Genomic DNA, 16,693 nt, shown 5'->3' on the forward strand with positions numbered 1-16,693 from the left:
ATTAAGGTTGGTTGCCATGACGACGACGCCCATCCGCGGCAAGGCCTCCTCGGCCGGCCCCGCGCAGCAGCCTTTCTCCTACCCACTCCGCCGTGAGTTCGTGGAGCCGGACTGGAGGCGCCTGCCCGGCTACAAGAACGTGACCCAAGCCGAGTGGGAAAGCTCCGTCTGGCAGCGCAAGCACACCGTCAAGAACCTCAAGGAACTCCAGGCCGTCCTCGGCCATCTGCTGCCCGAAGATCTCCTGGCCAGCATGGAGCGCGATCAGCGCGAGCGCGCGACGATGTCCATCCTCGTCCCGCCCCAGATGCTCAACACCCTGGACGAGACGGACCTGTGGAATGACCCGGTCCGCCGTTACATGCTGCCCGCCTTCGACGACCGGCACCCCGAGTGGCCCAACCACCCCAAGGCCAGTCGCGACAGCCTCCATGAGGCGGACATGTGGGTCGTGGAGGGCCTCACCCACCGCTACCCCACCAAGGTGCTGGCGGAGATGCTTCCGACCTGCCCCCAGTACTGCGGCCATTGCACTCGCATGGATCTCGTGGGCAATGACGTCCCCCAGGTCCAGAAGCACCGCTTCAACATCCCCCAGAAAGAGCGCTACGAGCAGATGCTCGACTACCTGCGCCGGACGCCCACCGTCCGCGACGTGGTGGTCAGCGGCGGGGACATCGCCAACCTGCCCATCCAGGCCCTCGAGCCGTTCGTCAGCGCGCTACTCGACATCCCCAACATCCGGGACATCCGCCTGGCCAGCAAGGGCCTCATGGCCATCCCCCAGCACTTCCTCCAGGACTCCGTCCTGCAGGGGCTGGAGCGCCTCGCCAAGAAGGCCAATGAGCGTGGCGTGGACCTCGCGCTCCACACCCACGTCAACAACGCCCGCCAGCTCACCCCGCTCGTGGGCAAGGCCGTGCGCAAGCTGCTCGACATGGGCTTCCGCGACGTGCGCAACCAGGGCGTGCTCCTGCGCGGCGTCAACAGCACCCCCAAGGATCTCCTCGAGCTGTGCTTCACGCTGCTCGATCACGCGAAGATCCTCCCGTACTACTTCTACATGTGCGACATGATCCCCAACTCGGAGCACTGGCGGCTCAGCGTGGCCGAGGCCCAGCAGCTCCAGCACGACATCATGGGGTACATGCCCGGCTTCGCCACCCCGCGCATCGTCTGCGACGTGCCCTTCGTCGGTAAGCGCTGGATTCATCAGGTGGCTGATTACGACCGCGAGCGCGGCATCTCGTACTGGACCAAGAACTACCGCACCGGCATCGAGGGCAATGACCCCGACGCCCTCTCGCGCAAGTACGAGTACTTCGATCCCATCTACACGCTGCCCGAGTCGGGCCAGCAGTGGTGGCGCGAGCAGGCCAAGGCGGCGTGATGTCCCCCTCAGTGCCGCCCTCCAAGGGCGCTCCCGCGCACCCGGCTTCCGAGGCCGGGCGCCGGGCCCTGTTTCCCGCGGCCACCGACGCCGAGTGGTCTGATTGGCGGTGGCACCAGCGCCATGCCGTGCGCAACCTCGCGCAGCTGGAGAAGTACGTCCCCCTCACGCCCGACGAGCGCGCCGGCGTGCAGGAGACCTCCTCCCTGTTCCGCATCGGCATCAGCCCGTACTACCTGTCCCTCATCGACCGGGATCATCCGCTCTGTCCCATCCGGATGCAGTCCATTCCCGTTCGCGCCGAGGCCCGCATCCGCCCCGGTGAGCTCGCGGATCCGCTCGGCGAGGACAAGACTCGGCCCGAGGAGGCCATCGTCCACAAGTACCCGGACCGCGTGCTCTTCCTCGCGCTCGACACGTGCTCCGTCTACTGCCGCCACTGCACCCGCCGCCGTATCACCAAGGGCGGTGAGGCCGAGCTCTCCAAGGAGCAGATGCGCCGCGGCATCGAGTACATCCGCCGCCACCCCGAGGTGCGCGACGTGCTCATCTCCGGTGGGGATCCGTTCCTCCTCTCCGAGGAGCGGCTGGAGGAGTTGCTCGCGCCCCTGTACGACATCCCCCACGTGGAGATGGTTCGCATCGGCACGCGCGTGCCCGTGTGCCTGCCCATGCGCGTCACTGACTCGCTGGCCCGTCTCCTGCGCCGCTACGCCCCCCTCTACGTCGTCACCCACTTCAACCACCCGAAGGAAGTGACCCCCGAGGCCCGCGAGGCCTGCGAGCGGCTCGTGGACCATGGCGTCCCCGTGGAGAACCAGGCCGTGCTCATGCGGCGGCTCAACTCGGATGCCCGCATCATCAAGGAGCTCTCCCACTCCCTCCTGCGCATCCGCGTTCGCCCGTACTACCTCCACCAGATGGACGTGGCCGAAGGTTGCGAGCACCTGCGCACCCCCATCTCCAAGGGCATGGAGATCCTCCAGCAGCTGCGCGGTCACACCACCGGGCTCGCCGTGCCCCACCTCGCCGTGGACCTGCCCGGCGGCGGCGGCAAGGTGACGCTCCAGCCTGATTACGTGCTCGAGCGCGGTGAGCAGAAGACCGTGTTCCGCAACTACAAGGGCGAGCGCTACGATTATCCCGAGCCCGAGGAGACCGACTGCTCCTGCCCCTACGACTCCGTGTGGCAGCAGAAGCGTTGGGGGTAGGGGAGGGGCTCACTCCTCCACGGATGGCGCCTGCTCGCTCTCGGCTGGGGACTGCTCGCCCTCTGCCGGGACTTCCTCTTCGGTGGGCAGGCCGTGCTCCACCGCGGGCAGTGAGCCTGCCTGCTCTTCCAGCGTCACTGGGTTCTCTTCGCTGAAGCCCTGCTGGACCTGGATCTCTCCGGACTCCTGGCTCTTGGAGGCCGCGGCCTTCTCCTCCAGCGCCTTCTCCGCGGCCTCGACCTCCGCGTTCTGCTTCGGCCCCATCCGGGCCATCTGCCGCGCGTAGTCCTTCCGCGACACGCCATTCTTCTCCATCACTTCCTGGATGGCTTCCTGCTGCTCACGGATGATCTGCCGCCGCTCGGCATTGCTCAGCTCCGAGGGCTTCTTGTTTCCGTGCGCCGCGTTCACCTTCGCCTCCGCTGCCTTTTCGTCACGCCGGATGCGGGCGAGCTGCTCGGACGTGAGCTCCTCCGCGAGCGCGAGGCCCGGCACGGTGAGCCAGCTTGTGAGCAACAGGATGGAGAGACGGCGGGACATGGGCGCTCCTGGGTGGGCTCTCCCATCGTACGGGAGGTCGGGGAACGGTGGGTAATCTCATGGGCATGACCCAGGAGCTGCATACCCTCACCCCGACCCTCTCCCAGAGGGAGAGGGAAGAGGGGTCAGCGGGACTGGCAGCGCTTGCAGCTGTCCGTTGTTTCCGCGCAGGACTCCCTTGCTCGAATGCACCTCTGCGGGAGATCCGTTCGTTCTGGGTGGTCCGCCACCACCTCGCAGAGGTTTTCTGCCACGCCGCATGTTTGGGTGGAGAGGGTGCACCGGTCTGAACAGGTCGGGTCTCCGTCTGAGGCGCCTCGGGCTCGCAGCTCCTCGAGCCTCGCCTCGTAGGCCGTGAGCTGGTCATCGTCCGAACCGGCGACCCGGTTATCCACCTGCTTGGGACATCCCACGAGGGCCAGGGTCAGCAGGGCAAGGCTCGCAGCGCGCATGCGTCTCCCTTATGCGTCCGTCACCTGCTCCGTCCAGGGCCTCAGCGCTCGATGGACCGCGGTTGGACAGGCGGAGGTCGTTCCTCGGGGCGATTGCAGTACAGGTATGCCGTCAGCCCTAACAGGGCCAGCACTGCCAGCTTCCTCAGCCAGTCCTCCCGCTGGCGCTTCGGAGAGTCCTCCTCCTCATGCTCGGCCGCCTCGAGCGCCGCCGCGACCTCCGGGCCCAGCTCGCGCAGTCGCCGGCACAGGGCCACCGTTCCTGCCAGTACCGGGGGCACCGCCGCGGTCTCGCGCTCCAGCACCTCGGCGAGCGCCCTCGCCCAGACGTCCTCTTCTGTGTCGTTCTCCGGCGGTCGGCAGGGGAGGGCCGCCTCCTTCGTCAGGGCCAGGCCGGCCCTGAGCAGGTGGACTGAGAACGCCTCCTTCGAGATGCCATAGAAGGTCGCGCTGTCCTCCAGCGAGCGGTTCTGCACCAGCCGCGTCACGAGGAAGGCAGTGGTGCGGTACGGCAACGCTTGTAGCGCCGCGCGGAGCTCGGCGGTCGAGAGGCGGGAGGCGTCGGGGGCTGGGGCCACGGGGGCGGCATTCTCCGTCATCCGCCGGCCGATTTCTTGAGCCTCGTGCACCACCCCCTACACTGATCGGCATGTTGCGTCCTGTCGCACTGCTGCTGCTCCTGCTCGCGCCCCTCCGCGCGCTCGCCGTGGAGACCATGCGCATCGCCATGGGCGACGTCCAGAATGAGGTACGTGTGAGTGGGAAGGGCCTGTCCTTCGGCTCCGATACCGAGGATGCCCGCTTCTCCCCACTTGACCAGGACAGCGTCGTCGTGCGGCGCCGAGGCTCGCGTCTGGAGCTCAACGGGGCCCCCGTCATCGGCAACGCGGTGCGCTTCCGTGCCGGCCTGGACGCGGGGGCCGCCGGCGTTCCAAGTTCCTCGCCCCTGCGCGCGGGTGACATGGAGGTTCGCGGCGACGTCGTCGTGCGCCTCTACAAGGATGCGCTCCAGCTCATCAACGTCATCCCGCTCGAGGACTACCTCGCGGCCGTGCTCGGCAGCGAGATGCCTGTGTCCTTCCCGCTCGAGGCCCTCAAAGCCCAGGCCGTGGCCGCTCGCACCTACGCTCTCCAGAAGAAGCTCGAGGCCTACGGCAGCCCCTTCCACATGGGCAGCAGCGTGCTCCACCAGGTCTACGGTGGCCTTAACCGCGAGGACGCGCGCACCCGCTCCGCCGTGGAGGCCACCCGAGGGGAGGTGCTTACCTATGAGCTCGCCCCTATCGAGGCCTACTTCCATGCCTCCTGCGGCGGCCGCACCGAGACCGGACAGAACGCCCTCGGGCGCGCGCTCCCCTACCTGCAGGCCGTGGACTGCCCGTGTGGCCGTCTGCCTGCCAGCCGCTGGAGCGCCACCGTCTCCGACTCCGAGCTGCACTCCGCCTTGGGCCAGTCCCCCCACGGCTTTCGGGTCACCTCCCGCACCAGCACCCACCGGGTGAACCGGGTGGTCACCTCCGGCGGCGCCTCACTCGATGGGGCGACGCTCCGGCGCAAGCTCGGCTACACGAAGCTCAAGAGCTTGGGGTTCGACGTGGAGCGCACCTCGGGCGGCTGGCACTTCAACGGCCGCGGCTATGGCCACGGTGCTGGCCTGTGCCAGTGGGGCGCCAAGGCGCTCGCGGACGAGGGGCTCTCCTACCGCGACATCCTCCTGCACTACTACCCGGGGACCGAGCTGCAGCAGCTCTACTGACACATCCCATTTCGTCGAGGCTCCCAGGCTGTTAGAAGCGCCTCCTCCCGTGTCGTCACTGCTCTCCGATTACGACTTCGAGCTGCCCGAGGCGCAGATCGCCCAGGCGCCCCTCTCCGCCCGAGATGCCTCCCGCCTCATGGTGGTGAGCCGCTCCTCGGGGGCGTGGGCCCACCGCCACTTCTCCGAGCTGCCCGAGCTGCTGCGCGAGGGCGACCTGCTGGTCGTCAACGACGCCCGTGTCATCCCCGCCCGGCTTCTCGGCTCCAAGGTCGGTACCGGCGGTCGCGTGGAACTGCTCGTCGTTCGCCCGTCAGCCCCCACGCTCACCTCCCAGGCACTTGGAGGCGCCGCAGAGGCCCTCGAGTGGATCTGCCTCGGTCAGGCCTCCAAGGGTCTCAAGCCCGGGGCTCGCATCTCCTTCCCCGGAGGACTGGAGGCCGAGGTGCTGGAGGCGCTCGGGGGCGGCGAGTACCGGGTGCGCTTCCATGCCGCGCCAGGCACGTCGCTCGCCGAGGTGCTGGAGAAGGCCGGCCGCCTGCCCCTGCCGCCCTACATCACCCGTCCTCCCGAGGACTCTGACGCCGAGCGTTATCAGACGGTGTACGCGCGGGCCTCGGGCGCGGTGGCGGCGCCCACGGCGGGGCTGCACTTCACCGAGGCCACCTTCGCGGCGCTCGCGGCCCGGGGCATCCAGCGCGTCGAGGTGACGCTCGACGTAGGGCCCGGCACATTCCTCCCCGTCCGGGAGGAGAACCTTGAGAAGCACCACATGCACCCGGAGCGCTACTTCGTCTCCGAGGCCACCGCCCGGGCGGTGAACGCCGCGAAGGCCGAGGGCCGCCGGGTGGTAGCAGTGGGCACCACCGTGGTGCGCACCCTGGAGTCGGCCACGGACCCGGACACGGGCGCGCTGCGCGCCGGGCCGGGGGAGACGACGATGTTCATCCGCCCCGGTTTCACCTTCCGGCAGGTGGACGTGCTGCTCACCAACTTCCACCTCCCGCGCTCGACGCTGGTGGTGCTGGTGAGCGCGCTGCTCGGCCGGGAGCGCACCCTGGCTGCCTACCGGGAGGCGGTCGCCGCCGGCTACCGGTTCTTCTCGTACGGCGACGCGATGTTGGTGACGGAGTAGGAGACACGACGCAATGGGAGAGCCGCGCAAGGAGAAGGGTGACACCCGCGTTCCACCGAGCCTGGTGCGCTACGAGCTGCTGCACGAGGACGCCTCGGGCACGCGCGCGCGCCGGGGACGGCTGCACACCCCTCATGGCCTGGTGGAGACGCCCATCTTCATGCCCGTGGGCACCGTGGGCAGCGTCAAGGGCGTGGGGCCGGATGATCTGCTGACGCTCGATGCTCAAATCATCCTCGGCAACACCTACCACCTGATGCTCCGCCCCGGGGACGATCTGGTGGGGGAGATGGGGGGCCTGCACCGCTTCATCTCCTGGGACCGCCCCATGCTCACCGACAGCGGGGGCTTCCAGGTCTTCAGCCTCGCCGAGAAGCGGAAGATCACCGAGGAGGGCGCGGCCTTCCAGTCGCACCTGGACGGACGGCACATCCTCCTGTCCCCCGAGCGCTCCATCGAGATTCAAGAGACGCTCGGCGCGGACATCATCATGGCCTTCGACGAGTGCCCGCCCTCCACCGAGGACCGGGCCTACATGGAGAAGTCCCTGGCGCGCACCACGCGCTGGCTGCACCGGTGCGTGAAGGCCTGGAGCCGTGAGCGCTCCTCGCTCTTCGGAATCGTCCAGGGCGGCCTGAACAAGGATCTGCGCAAGGCCCACGCCGAGCAGGTGTGCGCGGTGGACCTGCCGGGGTACGCGCTCGGAGGCTACTCGGTGGGGGAGACGCCCGAGGCCATGCACGAGGGCGTGGCCTTCTCCGCTCCGCTGCTTCCCCGGGACAAGCCGCGCTACCTGATGGGGGTGGGAACACCCGTGGACCTGGTCACCTGCGTGGAGCACGGGGTGGATATGTTCGACTGTGTGCTGCCCACCCGGTGCGCACGCAACGGCCTGCTCTTCACCTCGGAGGGCAAGGTCACCATCCGCAATGCCACGTACGCCAAGGATCCCCGGCCCGCGGATCCGGCCTGCTCCTGCTACACCTGTCGCAACTTCAGCCGGGCCTACCTGCGGCACCTCTTCGTGGCGGGAGAAATCCTGGCCATGCGGCTCAACACCCTCCACAACCTCCACTACTTCCTGGGTCTCATGAAGCAGGTGCGCCAGGCCATCTCCGAGGACCGGTACGCCGCCTTCGCCCGAGACTTCCGGGAGAAGGCCCGGGCCCAGGAGGCCGAACGCACGAAGTCGAAGTAGCCCGGGCGGCCATCCAACCGGCCGGTTTCTGGGGTCCGCCGCAGCCTCGGCGGAGTGGCGGACGGGGCCTCTGGGAGAGGTGGGCGGGCGGGCATAAAGCTTCACGGAAAGGCTGGGGCTGCCTCGCCGTTCACTTGCCCGGGGTGTGCGCCTACTGCTAAGAGGCCCCCCTTTCCGATTAATCCGTTGTCCGATGGTGGACGGCGGCTCGTGCGGAACCCTTTCTAAGCGAAGAGGCGGTTTGTGGCAGACAGCTTTCTGATCCTGGCTCAGGCAGCGGGCGGACCCGGCGGATGGACGAACATCGTGTTCATCATCGGCCTGTTCGCGATCATGTACTTCATCATGATCCGGCCGCAGCAGAAGCAGCTCAAGGCGCACCGCGAGCTGATCTCCAGCCTGAAGAAGGGTGATGAGGTCATCACCCAGGGCGGCCTCATCGGACGCATCCACGTGGTGTCCGAGCGCGAGGTGACGCTCGAGGTTTCCACCGGAGTGCGCATCCGCGTACTCAAGACTTCTGTGGCTGGCAGGTACGCCGCTCCTGGCGAGACGCCGGCTCCGGTCGCGAAGACCGACGAGAAGAAGGAGGAGAAGTAATGGACCGCGGCTGGTACTGGAGGTTGGGCCTGGTCATCGGCGTGACGCTGCTGACCATCTGGTTCCTCATCCCCTCCTATTACTCCCTGTTCGTGCTCGATAGGAGCCAGCGCAACAACCTGGCCCTGCTCGAGGAGAAGCTGCCCGCGTGGGCGCCCCCGGCGAAGTACCGCATCAACCTGGGGCTGGACCTGCAGGGCGGCATCCACATGGTGATGCGGGTGGACACCAAGACGGCGCTGGAGAAGCGGACCGAGCGCCGGGGTGATCAGATCGCCCGCTACATCAACCAGGACAAGCAGATCGGCCAGGTGACCGTGGACACGGATGCCAATGCGCTCCAGCTCACGCTGACGGCGCAGGATCCGGCCACCATGGACGCGATCGAGAAGGAGGTGCTCGCCACCTTCACCGACTTCGTCCGGGTGTCGCGCGACGGCAACAAGCTGGTGCTGGCGCCGGACGAGGGCCAGGTGAACCTCTTCCGCGAGGAGTCGGTGGACCAGGCGATGCTCGTCATCCGCCGCCGCATCGACAAGTGGGGCGTGGCCGAGGTGGACGTGCGCAAGCTGGGCACCGACGCCATCCAGATCTCCCTGCCGGGCCGCAATGATCCCGAGCAGGCCAAGGAGCTGGTGGGCACCACGGCGCAGCTCGAGTTCCGCATGGTGGACGACACCACCGACTTCTTCGGGACGACCTACCAGCAGACCCCGCCGCCGGAGGGCAGCAACATCACGCTGACCACCGCCGAGGGCTTTCCCCAGCTGCAGGGCCCCAACCGCGAGGCGCTGCTGACGTACCTGAAGGACAAGACGCCCCAGGATCGCGAGGTGCTGATGGAGTGCATCCCGAGCGCGACGAAGAAGGGCGTGTGCGACAGCTACCGCACCTACCTGGTGGAGAAGGACGTGCCGCTCACGGGCGAGAGCCTGACGGGTGCGGACGCCTCGCTCAGCCAGCTCAACGAGCCGGAGGTGAACGTCAGCTTCGACGCGGCCGGCGCGCGTGAGTTCGAGCTGCTCACCGAGAAGGGCGTGGGCCGCCGCATGGCCATCGTCCTGGATGACTACGTGCAGTCGGCGCCGCGCATCAACGAGCGCATCGGTGGCGGCCGGGCGCGCATCACCATGGGCCGCTCGGGTGGCCGTCCCCTCCAGGAGTGGCTGTCCGACGCGCAGACGCTGGCGCTGGCCCTCAAGGCGGGCGCGCTGCCGGCTCCGGTGACCACCGGTGAGATCCGCCAGGTGGGCGCCTCGCTGGGCGACGAGCTCATCCGCAAGGGCGGCCTGGCCGCGGCCGTGGGTGTGCTGTGCGTCATCGCCTTCATGGCCATCTACTACAAGTCCGCGGGCCTCATCGCGGACGTGGCGCTGCTGCTCAACGGTCTGCTCATCCTCGGCGGCCTGGCGCTCTTCAACGCCACGCTCACCCTGCCGGGCATCGCGGGCTTCGTGCTGACGCTGGGTATCGCGGTGGACGCCAACGTGCTCATCAACGAGCGCATCCGCGAGGAGCTCAGCCACGGCAAGACGGCTCGCGCCGCGGTGGACCAGGGCTACGATCGCGCCTTCTGGACCATCTTCGACGCCCACGTCACCGCGCTCGTCGCCGGCTTCATCCTCTTCTTCACGGGTACCGGTCCGATTCGCGGCTTCGCCACCACGATGATCATCGGCCTGCTGGCGTCGCTCTTCACGTCCATCCTGGTGACGCGCGTCATCATGACCTACTTCGTCCACGGTCGTAACGCCCAGACGGTGTCCGTCTAGTCGGGCCTCGAGGTACAGCAGACATGCAGATCCTCAAGAACAAGACGAACATCGACTTCATCGGCAAGCGCAAGATTGCCCTCTTCATCTCCACGGCGATCAACCTGATCATCCTGGTGGGCATCGCCGTCTGGGGCTTCAACTACGGCGTGGACTTCGCCGGCGGCACGGTGGTGGAGGTGAAGTTCGACCACTCCGTCTCCGCGGCGGACGTGCGCAAGCGCGCCGAGTCCGGCGGGCTGCACGACGTCTCCGTGCAGAGCATCGGCTCGGCGGATGAGAACTCGTTCCTGCTGCGCCTGGGCGGCGTGACCCAGCTCACCGAGGAGAGCGCGGCCAAGGCGAGCACGGCCCTCCAGGCCCTGGGTGGGGTGGACCCGAAGAACGTCCGCCCGGACCTGGCCAACGGCATCATCAACTTCCGCTCCGCACAGTCCCTTAACGCCGAGCAGGTCCGCGCGGCGGTGGAGGGTTCTGGTACGGGTGTGGAAGAGGTGCGCGAGCTGGGCCAGGCGCAGGCCGGTGGTTTCGACTACCAGGTCGTCGCCAGCGGCATGGCGGACCGTATCCGCAGCGCGCTGATGTCGGGCGTGCAGCAGCAGGACAAGCCGGACTTCGAGATGCGCCGCACCGAGTACGTGGGCCCTCAGGTCGGCAAGCAGCTGCGCAACCGCGGCGTCATGGCGCTCGTGTACTCCATGGTCGCCATCCTCATCTACGTGGCGTTCCGGTTCGACTTCAAGTTCGGCCCCGGCGCGCTGCTCGCCATGCTCCACGACGTCGTGATGGTGGCCGGCTTCTACCTGTTCAGCCGCGCCGAGTTCAGCCTCACCGCCATCGCCGCGCTGCTCACCATCGTCGGCTACTCGGTCAACGACACCATCGTCATCTACGACCGCATCCGCGAGGACATGGGCAAGTACAAGGGCAAGCCGCTGGCCGAGGTCATCAACATCGCCGTCAACGACACCCTGGTGCGTACCATTCTCACCTCGGGTACCACGGCCCTCTCGCTCGTCGGTCTGCTCATCTTCGGCGTCGGCGAGATCCGCGACTTCGCCTGGGCCATGCTCGTGGGCATCATCGTCGGCACGTACTCGTCCGTGTACATCGCCAGCCCTCTCACCATCTGGCTGGATGAGCGCGCCGCCGCTCGCGAGGCCAAGAAGGGCGGCATCGAGCAGCCCAAGGTGGCCTGATTCACGGTGGGGGTCACATACCCTCACCCCAGCCCTCTCCCAAAGGGAGAGGGGGTATGCACGGAAGGCCCTTGTTCCCGCGGATCCGCGGCGACGAGGGCCTTCGGTGTTTGTGGGCGTCCCATCCCCCTTAAAAGCGGCCTCCTACCGTGAGGTTCGTTCCCAGGATGCCGCCGCTCGCGTCCCCCGGTACCGCCGCGTCCGCGAAGTTGTCGTCCACCAGCACCCGGTAGGTGCCTCGGATGCCCGCTGTCAGTGCTCCGCTGTTGAACTCGACCCCCGCCGCCAGCGGCAGCTCCTCCATCAGGTCCGAGCTGTACGGGCCATTTCCCGCCCCTCGCACGTACACGTAGGACACGCCCAACCCCGCCCCCACGAAGGGACGCACCCGCTCCATGAACGGGGGCGACAGCTTCACCAGGCTGGTCGCCCCATGGCGCATGAGCGAGGGGGCCTCCGCGGCCCGGAAGCGATCGTCCGTCACGTCGTTCTTCGAGCCGTCGTAGCCCACCTCGAAGCCCAGCATCTTGTAGGGTTGGAGGTTGAGGGTGACGCCCCACGTGGGACCCGTGGCGGACAATCCCCCCAGGTCTCCCGTGTACCCGCCAATGCCGCCCCCCACGAAGACGTTTACATCTCCTTGCTTCGGGTCCCTCTCTCGTGCCATCGCGGTACCGGCGAGCCCCATCCCGAGCGCTAGGGCCGTTATCCGGATGCCCCTCGAAGTCATGCCAAGCTCCTTGTTCATTGGTTTGCAGTGGAAGCTGCGCATCCCTGGCAACGTGGGGGCCGGGCAGGCATCCCACAGGCGCTCGTCCGCCCGTCCGCTGTATGGACGGAGGCGCGAGCCCCAGGTCGGGTTCCCTCGGAGAGACTTCCGAGGTAGACTGGGGGTGTATTCTTGTAGGCCCCTGTGCCCAGAGCGGGCATCCCAGGAGGGGAGGCGAACGTGCGTTGGTTGATGCCGGAAGTACCCCAGGAGCAGGCAGCGTCGCTGGCCGCTGAGCTGGGGCTGCATCCGCTCTCCGCGCGTGTGCTCGTGCACCGAGGCCTCCGCACCCCCGAGGCCGCCTCGGCCTTTCTGTCGGACCGGCTGGCGGACCTGCCGGATCCCTTCCGGATGAAGGGCATGGTCGCCGCCGTGGAGCGGCTGTTCCGCGCCATCCGCGAGAAGGAGCGCATCACCCTCTACGGCGACTACGACGTGGACGGCGTGTGCTCCACCTCGCTCGTGTGCCTGTTCCTCCGCGAGCTGGGCGCCAAGCCGGCCACGTACATCCCCCACCGGTTGGACGAGGGCTACGGCCTCAACCTCCAGGCGGTGGAGAAGATCGCCTCGGATGGGACCCGGGTCCTGGTGACGCTCGACTGCGGCGTTACCTCCGTGGCGGAGATCTCCCGGGCGAAGGAGCTGGGCCTGGACGTGGTGGTGGTGGATCACCACACGGTGCCGCCTACGCTGCCCCCGGCCGTGGCGGTGCTCAACCCGCACCAGCCCGGCTGTGAGTACCCCACCAAGCACCTGTGCGCCGCTGGCGTGGCCTTCAACCTCTGCATGGGCCTGCGCAAGAAGCTGCGCGAGGACGGCTGGTTCGCCACCCGTAAGGAGCCCAACCTCAAGGCGCTGCTCGACCTGGTGGCCATGGCCACGGTGGCGGACGTGGTGCCTCTCACGGGCGCCAACCGCATCCTCGTCCACCACGGGCTGCAGGAGCTCTCCGCGGGTCGCCGCTACGGTGTGCGCGCGCTCAAGGAGGTTGCCGGCCTCGAGGCGGACAGCCCCGTCACCGCAGGGCAGGTGGGCTTCCGGCTGGGGCCCCGCATCAACGCCGCCGGTCGTCTGCATGACGCCTCGCTGGGGCTTCAGCTCTTGTGCTCCGAGTCGCTCGACTCGGCGCGCTCGCTGGCGCAGGTGTTGGATCGCGCCAACGCCGAGCGGCAGGGCATTGAGAGCAGCATCCTCACCGAGGCGCTCGCCCAGGCGCAGGAGCGGGCCGAGCACGCGCGTGGCTTCGTCCTCTACGCGGACGGCTGGCACCCGGGCGTCATCGGAATCGTGGCCTCCCGCGTGGTGGAGCGCTTCCACCGTCCCACCGTCATGATCGGTGTGAAGGACGGGGTAGGGAAGGGTTCGGCGCGCAGCATCGAGGGGTTCCACCTCTACGACGCGCTCAGCGGTTGTGCGGATCTGCTCGCGCGCTTCGGTGGGCATAAGCACGCCGCCGGCCTCACCGTGGAGGCCAAGCACCTGCCCGCCTTGCGCGAGTCCTTCGAGCGCATCGCCCGGCAGCGGCTCACGCCGGAGGATCTGATTCCCCGCTGCAAGGTGGACGCGGTGGTGGGCGTGAACGAGCTGGACGAGCGCGCGGTGGAGGCGCTGCAGCGGCTCGGGCCTTTTGGGCAGGGCAATCCCGAGCCTGTGCTGGTGCTCCGCCATCAGGTGGCCCGCCCGCGCGTGCTGCCGCCCAAGTCTGGAGGCGCCGGCCACCTCAAGCTGGCCCTGGTGGACGCACCTTCCGTGGACGCCATCGGCTTTGGCATGGCGGATCGGCTGGCCCTCACCGAGGGGCCGGTGGACCTGGCCTTTCAGGCGGGGTTCGACACCTTCCGGGGTCAGCGGCGGCTGTCCCTCAAGCTCAAGGACCTGCGCGTCGCCGCCTGAGTTCGTTCAGGCGATGCCCCAGCGCACCCGTCCCGGCGTCAGCAGCGCTCCCGCGCGTGCCAGGTCGTTCATGCGGAAGCGCTCGGCCTGACGCTCGAAGGCCGTGCGGCACCGCTCCGAGCAGAAGAAGTACCGGCGCTTCTTGTACTCCGTCGACGGACGACTCTCGGGCGCCTCCAATTGCTTGCCGCAGACCGGATCCAGGTGTCGCTTCGATACGTCCTTCATTCCCCGCCTCCCCCAACCTGACTCGCCTTGCTTCGTGGCGACTCAAAGCAGCGGCCATGCCAACGGCGGGCCTCGTGGATTCGCAGCGTTGGGCTGATGGGTGTCTGACAGAGAGGCAAGGGGCAGCCAGCGGGAGGGAAAACTTTTCCTTGCCCGCGGGTGCCGGAGTGCACCCTGGTACGAGTCTCGTGAGGAGTGGGATGCCTCATTCCACTTCTTGCTCGCCCCCGCCGCTCACGCTGAGATCACCCCGTGCCAAACCCTTCGAACCCTGAATCCCAGCAGCCTCTCGCGCATCGCCCGCTTACAGGACAGGACGCCAGGACGCTCGCTCTGGCGGCGCTGGGCGGGGCGCTCGAGTTCTACGACTTCATCATCTTCGTGTTCTTCGCCCGGGCGATCGGCCAGTTGTTCTTCCCGGCGGACACGGCGGAGTGGCTGCGCCAGTTGCAGACGTACGGGCTGTTCGCGGTCGCCTACCTGGCGCGTCCCCTGGGCGGCATCATCATGGCGCACTTCGGCGACCGCAGCGGCCGCAAGCAGATGTTCGCGCTGAGCGTGTTCATGATGGCCGTGCCAACGCTCCTCATCGGCATGCTGCCCACCTTCGCCTCCGTGGGGTACGTGGCGCCGCTGGCGCTGCTGGTGCTGCGCATGCTGCAGGGCGCGGCGGTGGGCGGTGAGGTGCCGGGTGCCTGGGTCTTCGTCTCCGAGCACGTGCCCGAGCGCCGCGTCGGCTTCGCCTGCGGCACGCTCACCTCGGGGCTGACGTTCGGCATCTTGCTCGGCTCGCTGGTGGCGACGGCGATCAACAAGATCTACACCCCGGAGGAGGTGCTGGCGTTCGGGTGGCGCGTGCCGTTCCTGGTGGGCGGCGTGTTCGGCTTCTTCGCCGTGTTCCTGCGTCGCTGGTTGGCCGAGACGCCCGTGTTCGAGGAGATGCGCAAGCGCCGAGCCCTGGTGGAAGAGCTGCCGCTCAAGGCCGTGCTGCGCGGTCATGTCCCCGCGGTGGTGGTGTCCATGCTGCTCACCTGGGTGCTCACCGCCGGCATCGTGGTGGTGATTCTCCTGACGCAGGACTTGCTGCAGAAGCTCTACGGCATCACGCCGGCCCAGGCGCTGGAGGCCAACAGCGTGGCCACGCTGAGCCTCACCGTTGGGTGCATTTGCTTCGGCCTGCTCGCGGATGGTTGGGGCGTCGTCCGGGCGCTGACCCTTGGCTGCGCCGCGCTGCTCGTGACGACGTACCTGTTCTACCACGGCGTGGGCCAGAATCCGGGGCACCTCGTCCCGCTGTACGCCCTGGCGGGTTTCTGTGTCGGTGTGGTCGGCGTGGTCCCCACTGTCATGGTGCGCGCCTTCCCTCCCGCTGTGCGCTTCTCGGGCCTCTCGTTCTCGTACAACGTGGCCTACGCCATCTTCGGCGGGCTGACGCCTATGGTGGTCACCCTGCTCACGAAGATGAGCCCCATGGGGCCTGCGTTCTACGTGGCGGCCGTTTGTGGGGTGGGGCTGCTCGTCGCGCTCTACCTGGGGCTCGCGGGTCGCTCGCGCTTCGCCACGATGAGCGCCTTGTAGTCATTTGGGGGGCGCTGACCCTCACCCCAGCCCTCTCCCAGAGGGAGAGGGGGCATTCACGGAGGGGAACTTGAGGGGCGAGATACCCTCACCCCAGCCCTCTCCCGAAGGGAGAGGGGGATTCTTTAGAACGCTGTGCCGAGGCTCGCGCCCAGGAACGTGTCGTCCATGTAGCCGCGCCGGAAGCGCATGAGCTCCACTCGCCAGGCCAGCCGCACGTTCGTCTCCGACGACAGCTTCGTCCGGCCTCGCAGGCCCACCCCGTACTGGATGAGCGGCTTGATGTCGTCCAACGGCGTGAGCTTGCCGCCGATCTCCAGCGTCGTGTGCTCGTACGCGATGCCTCCGCCTACCTGCGCGTAGACGCCATAGTCCGAGCCCTCTCCGAACGTCAGCTCGTACGCCGGCGCGATCGTGGCGTAGTGCAGCCTCGTGTCTCCCACGATGAGCTGCGTTCCCTCTCGCATCCCGGCGTACGTGTAGCGCACGTCAAACCAGAGCGCCTCGCGCAGGGGCTCCACGTTCAGCAGGCGCCCGTACTCCCACGTGAAGCGTCCGCCGATGGCCGGCAAGAGGTCCCCAAGCTGCTGCCCACGCGCGCTGCTCAGGAACATCGCGCCCCCGAGCACCTCGAAGGCTACGCCCGTGTTCGGGTCATCCATGCGCGCCAGGTGCTCGAACTTCTTCTCCTCGTCCTCCTCCTCGGCGATCCGACGGAAGTCCGACGCCGTGTCCTCCTCGGCTCGCGAGCGGCGCCGGCGCGGAGTGTCTGTCTCCTCGGACTTCTCCTCGTCCGGGTAGGCGTAGGGCGTGTCCTCCTCCTGCTGGGCGCGGCGTCGGCGTGAGGAGCTCGTCTCCTCAGGCTGCTCGTCGTCCGGGTAGGCGTAGGACGAGTCATCGTCCTGGGCGAACGTGGGCGTGGCGAGCGTGAGGCCCCCGAGGAGGCACGGCAGAATCCAAGAATGCACGGCA

15 protein-coding genes are annotated in these 16,693 nt (G+C 68.0%); 10 read left to right on the forward strand and 5 right to left on the reverse strand.

Annotated elements, in window-relative coordinates; translation table 11 throughout:
• The first annotated feature begins 16 nt into the window (after window positions 1-16).
• The gene (locus F0U60_RS21190) at window positions 17-1,390 is read left to right on the forward strand and encodes a KamA family radical SAM protein (RefSeq protein ID WP_395822681.1); all 1,374 of its coding nucleotides are present in this window, start codon (window positions 17-19) and stop codon (window positions 1,388-1,390) included.
• Window positions 1,390-2,601, forward strand: coding sequence for a KamA family radical SAM protein (locus F0U60_RS21195; protein ID WP_395822683.1), 1,212 nt, complete (start codon window positions 1,390-1,392; stop codon window positions 2,599-2,601). Before F0U60_RS21190 ends, F0U60_RS21195 begins: the two co-directional genes overlap by 1 nt.
• 9 nt (window positions 2,602-2,610) lie before the next feature.
• Here the strand turns inward: F0U60_RS21195 and F0U60_RS21200 are convergent, their stop codons facing one another.
• Complete coding sequence (locus tag F0U60_RS21200) at window positions 2,611-3,141, reverse strand: hypothetical protein (protein ID WP_395822685.1); 531 nt, start codon at window positions 3,139-3,141, stop codon at window positions 2,611-2,613.
• 493 nt (window positions 3,142-3,634) lie between these two features.
• Window positions 3,635-4,192: a hypothetical protein gene (locus tag F0U60_RS21205; protein WP_395822687.1), complete on the reverse strand. Its 558-nt coding sequence runs from the start codon at window positions 4,190-4,192 to the stop codon at window positions 3,635-3,637.
• Window positions 4,193-4,242: 50 nt separating this feature from the next.
• Between F0U60_RS21205 and F0U60_RS21210 the strand changes: the two genes are divergently transcribed.
• From F0U60_RS21210 to secF, 6 genes are all read left to right on the forward strand, one after another.
• Window positions 4,243-5,349 carry a SpoIID/LytB domain-containing protein gene (locus F0U60_RS21210; protein WP_395822689.1) on the forward strand — a complete coding sequence of 369 codons (1,107 nt, stop codon included), beginning with the start codon at window positions 4,243-4,245 and terminating at the stop codon, window positions 5,347-5,349.
• Between the two features lie 49 nt (window positions 5,350-5,398).
• A complete protein-coding gene (queA, locus tag F0U60_RS21215; protein WP_395822691.1) occupies window positions 5,399-6,484 on the forward strand; it encodes a tRNA preQ1(34) S-adenosylmethionine ribosyltransferase-isomerase QueA in 1,086 nt (361 codons plus the stop codon).
• Between the two features lie 13 nt (window positions 6,485-6,497).
• The gene (gene tgt, locus F0U60_RS21220) at window positions 6,498-7,682 is read left to right on the forward strand and encodes a tRNA guanosine(34) transglycosylase Tgt (protein WP_395822693.1); all 1,185 of its coding nucleotides are present in this window, start codon (window positions 6,498-6,500) and stop codon (window positions 7,680-7,682) included.
• A 243-nt stretch (window positions 7,683-7,925) separates the two neighbouring features.
• Complete coding sequence (gene yajC, locus F0U60_RS21225) at window positions 7,926-8,282, forward strand: preprotein translocase subunit YajC (RefSeq protein WP_395822695.1); 357 nt, start codon at window positions 7,926-7,928, stop codon at window positions 8,280-8,282.
• Window positions 8,282-10,054, forward strand: coding sequence for a protein translocase subunit SecD (secD, locus tag F0U60_RS21230; protein WP_395822697.1), 1,773 nt, complete (start codon window positions 8,282-8,284; stop codon window positions 10,052-10,054). The genes yajC and secD overlap by 1 nt, the downstream gene beginning before the upstream one ends.
• A gap of 23 nt (window positions 10,055-10,077) precedes the next feature.
• The gene (gene secF / locus F0U60_RS21235) at window positions 10,078-11,253 is read left to right on the forward strand and encodes a protein translocase subunit SecF (RefSeq protein WP_395822699.1); all 1,176 of its coding nucleotides are present in this window, start codon (window positions 10,078-10,080) and stop codon (window positions 11,251-11,253) included.
• Window positions 11,254-11,383: 130 nt separating this feature from the next.
• On the opposite strand, the gene F0U60_RS21240 is transcribed toward secF, so the two are convergent.
• Window positions 11,384-11,983 (reverse strand): hypothetical protein, encoded by a 600-nt coding sequence (locus tag F0U60_RS21240; protein ID WP_395822701.1) that lies wholly within the window; start codon window positions 11,981-11,983, stop codon window positions 11,384-11,386.
• Between the two features lie 219 nt (window positions 11,984-12,202).
• On the opposite strand from F0U60_RS21240, the gene recJ reads away from it, so the two are divergent.
• Entirely contained in the window at window positions 12,203-13,915 is a 1,713-nt protein-coding gene (gene recJ, locus F0U60_RS21245) for a single-stranded-DNA-specific exonuclease RecJ (protein WP_395822703.1), read from the forward strand.
• Between the two features lie 6 nt (window positions 13,916-13,921).
• Here the strand turns inward: recJ and F0U60_RS21250 are convergent, their stop codons facing one another.
• Window positions 13,922-14,143 (reverse strand): YHS domain-containing protein, encoded by a 222-nt coding sequence (locus F0U60_RS21250; RefSeq protein WP_203403821.1) that lies wholly within the window; start codon window positions 14,141-14,143, stop codon window positions 13,922-13,924.
• Between the two features lie 252 nt (window positions 14,144-14,395).
• Here F0U60_RS21250 and F0U60_RS21255 point away from each other — a divergent pair, with 252 nt between their 5' ends.
• On the forward strand, window positions 14,396-15,721 hold the full coding sequence (locus F0U60_RS21255; protein WP_395822705.1) for an MFS transporter: 1,326 nt from the start codon (window positions 14,396-14,398) through the stop codon (window positions 15,719-15,721).
• A 125-nt stretch (window positions 15,722-15,846) separates the two neighbouring features.
• Here F0U60_RS21255 and F0U60_RS21260 read toward each other — a convergent pair whose 3' ends face one another.
• Complete coding sequence (locus tag F0U60_RS21260) at window positions 15,847-16,689, reverse strand: hypothetical protein (RefSeq protein WP_395822707.1); 843 nt, start codon at window positions 16,687-16,689, stop codon at window positions 15,847-15,849.
• Window positions 16,690-16,693: the final 4 nt, after the last annotated feature.

The sequence above is a fragment of the Archangium minus genome, assembly GCF_044360475.1.
Lineage (GTDB): Bacteria > Myxococcota > Myxococcia > Myxococcales > Myxococcaceae > Archangium > Archangium minus.

What these genes read in the sequence shown, in the direction of transcription:
- F0U60_RS21240 (WP_395822701.1), bottom strand. Translation starts at nt 11,983, where the DNA reads ATGACTTCGAGGGGCATCCGGATAACGGCCCTAGCGCTCGGGATGGGG.
- F0U60_RS21250 (WP_203403821.1), bottom strand. Translation starts at nt 14,143, where the DNA reads ATGAAGGACGTATCGAAGCGACACCTGGATCCGGTCTGCGGCAAGCAA.
- secF (WP_395822699.1), top strand. Translation starts at nt 10,078, where the DNA reads ATGCAGATCCTCAAGAACAAGACGAACATCGACTTCATCGGCAAGCGC.
- tgt (WP_395822693.1), top strand. Translation starts at nt 6,498, where the DNA reads ATGGGAGAGCCGCGCAAGGAGAAGGGTGACACCCGCGTTCCACCGAGC.
- F0U60_RS21210 (WP_395822689.1), top strand. Translation starts at nt 4,243, where the DNA reads ATGTTGCGTCCTGTCGCACTGCTGCTGCTCCTGCTCGCGCCCCTCCGC.
- secD (WP_395822697.1), top strand. Translation starts at nt 8,282, where the DNA reads ATGGACCGCGGCTGGTACTGGAGGTTGGGCCTGGTCATCGGCGTGACG.
- F0U60_RS21190 (WP_395822681.1), top strand. Translation starts at nt 17, where the DNA reads ATGACGACGACGCCCATCCGCGGCAAGGCCTCCTCGGCCGGCCCCGCG.
- F0U60_RS21195 (WP_395822683.1), top strand. Translation starts at nt 1,390, where the DNA reads ATGTCCCCCTCAGTGCCGCCCTCCAAGGGCGCTCCCGCGCACCCGGCT.
- F0U60_RS21205 (WP_395822687.1), bottom strand. Translation starts at nt 4,192, where the DNA reads ATGACGGAGAATGCCGCCCCCGTGGCCCCAGCCCCCGACGCCTCCCGC.
- F0U60_RS21200 (WP_395822685.1), bottom strand. Translation starts at nt 3,141, where the DNA reads ATGTCCCGCCGTCTCTCCATCCTGTTGCTCACAAGCTGGCTCACCGTG.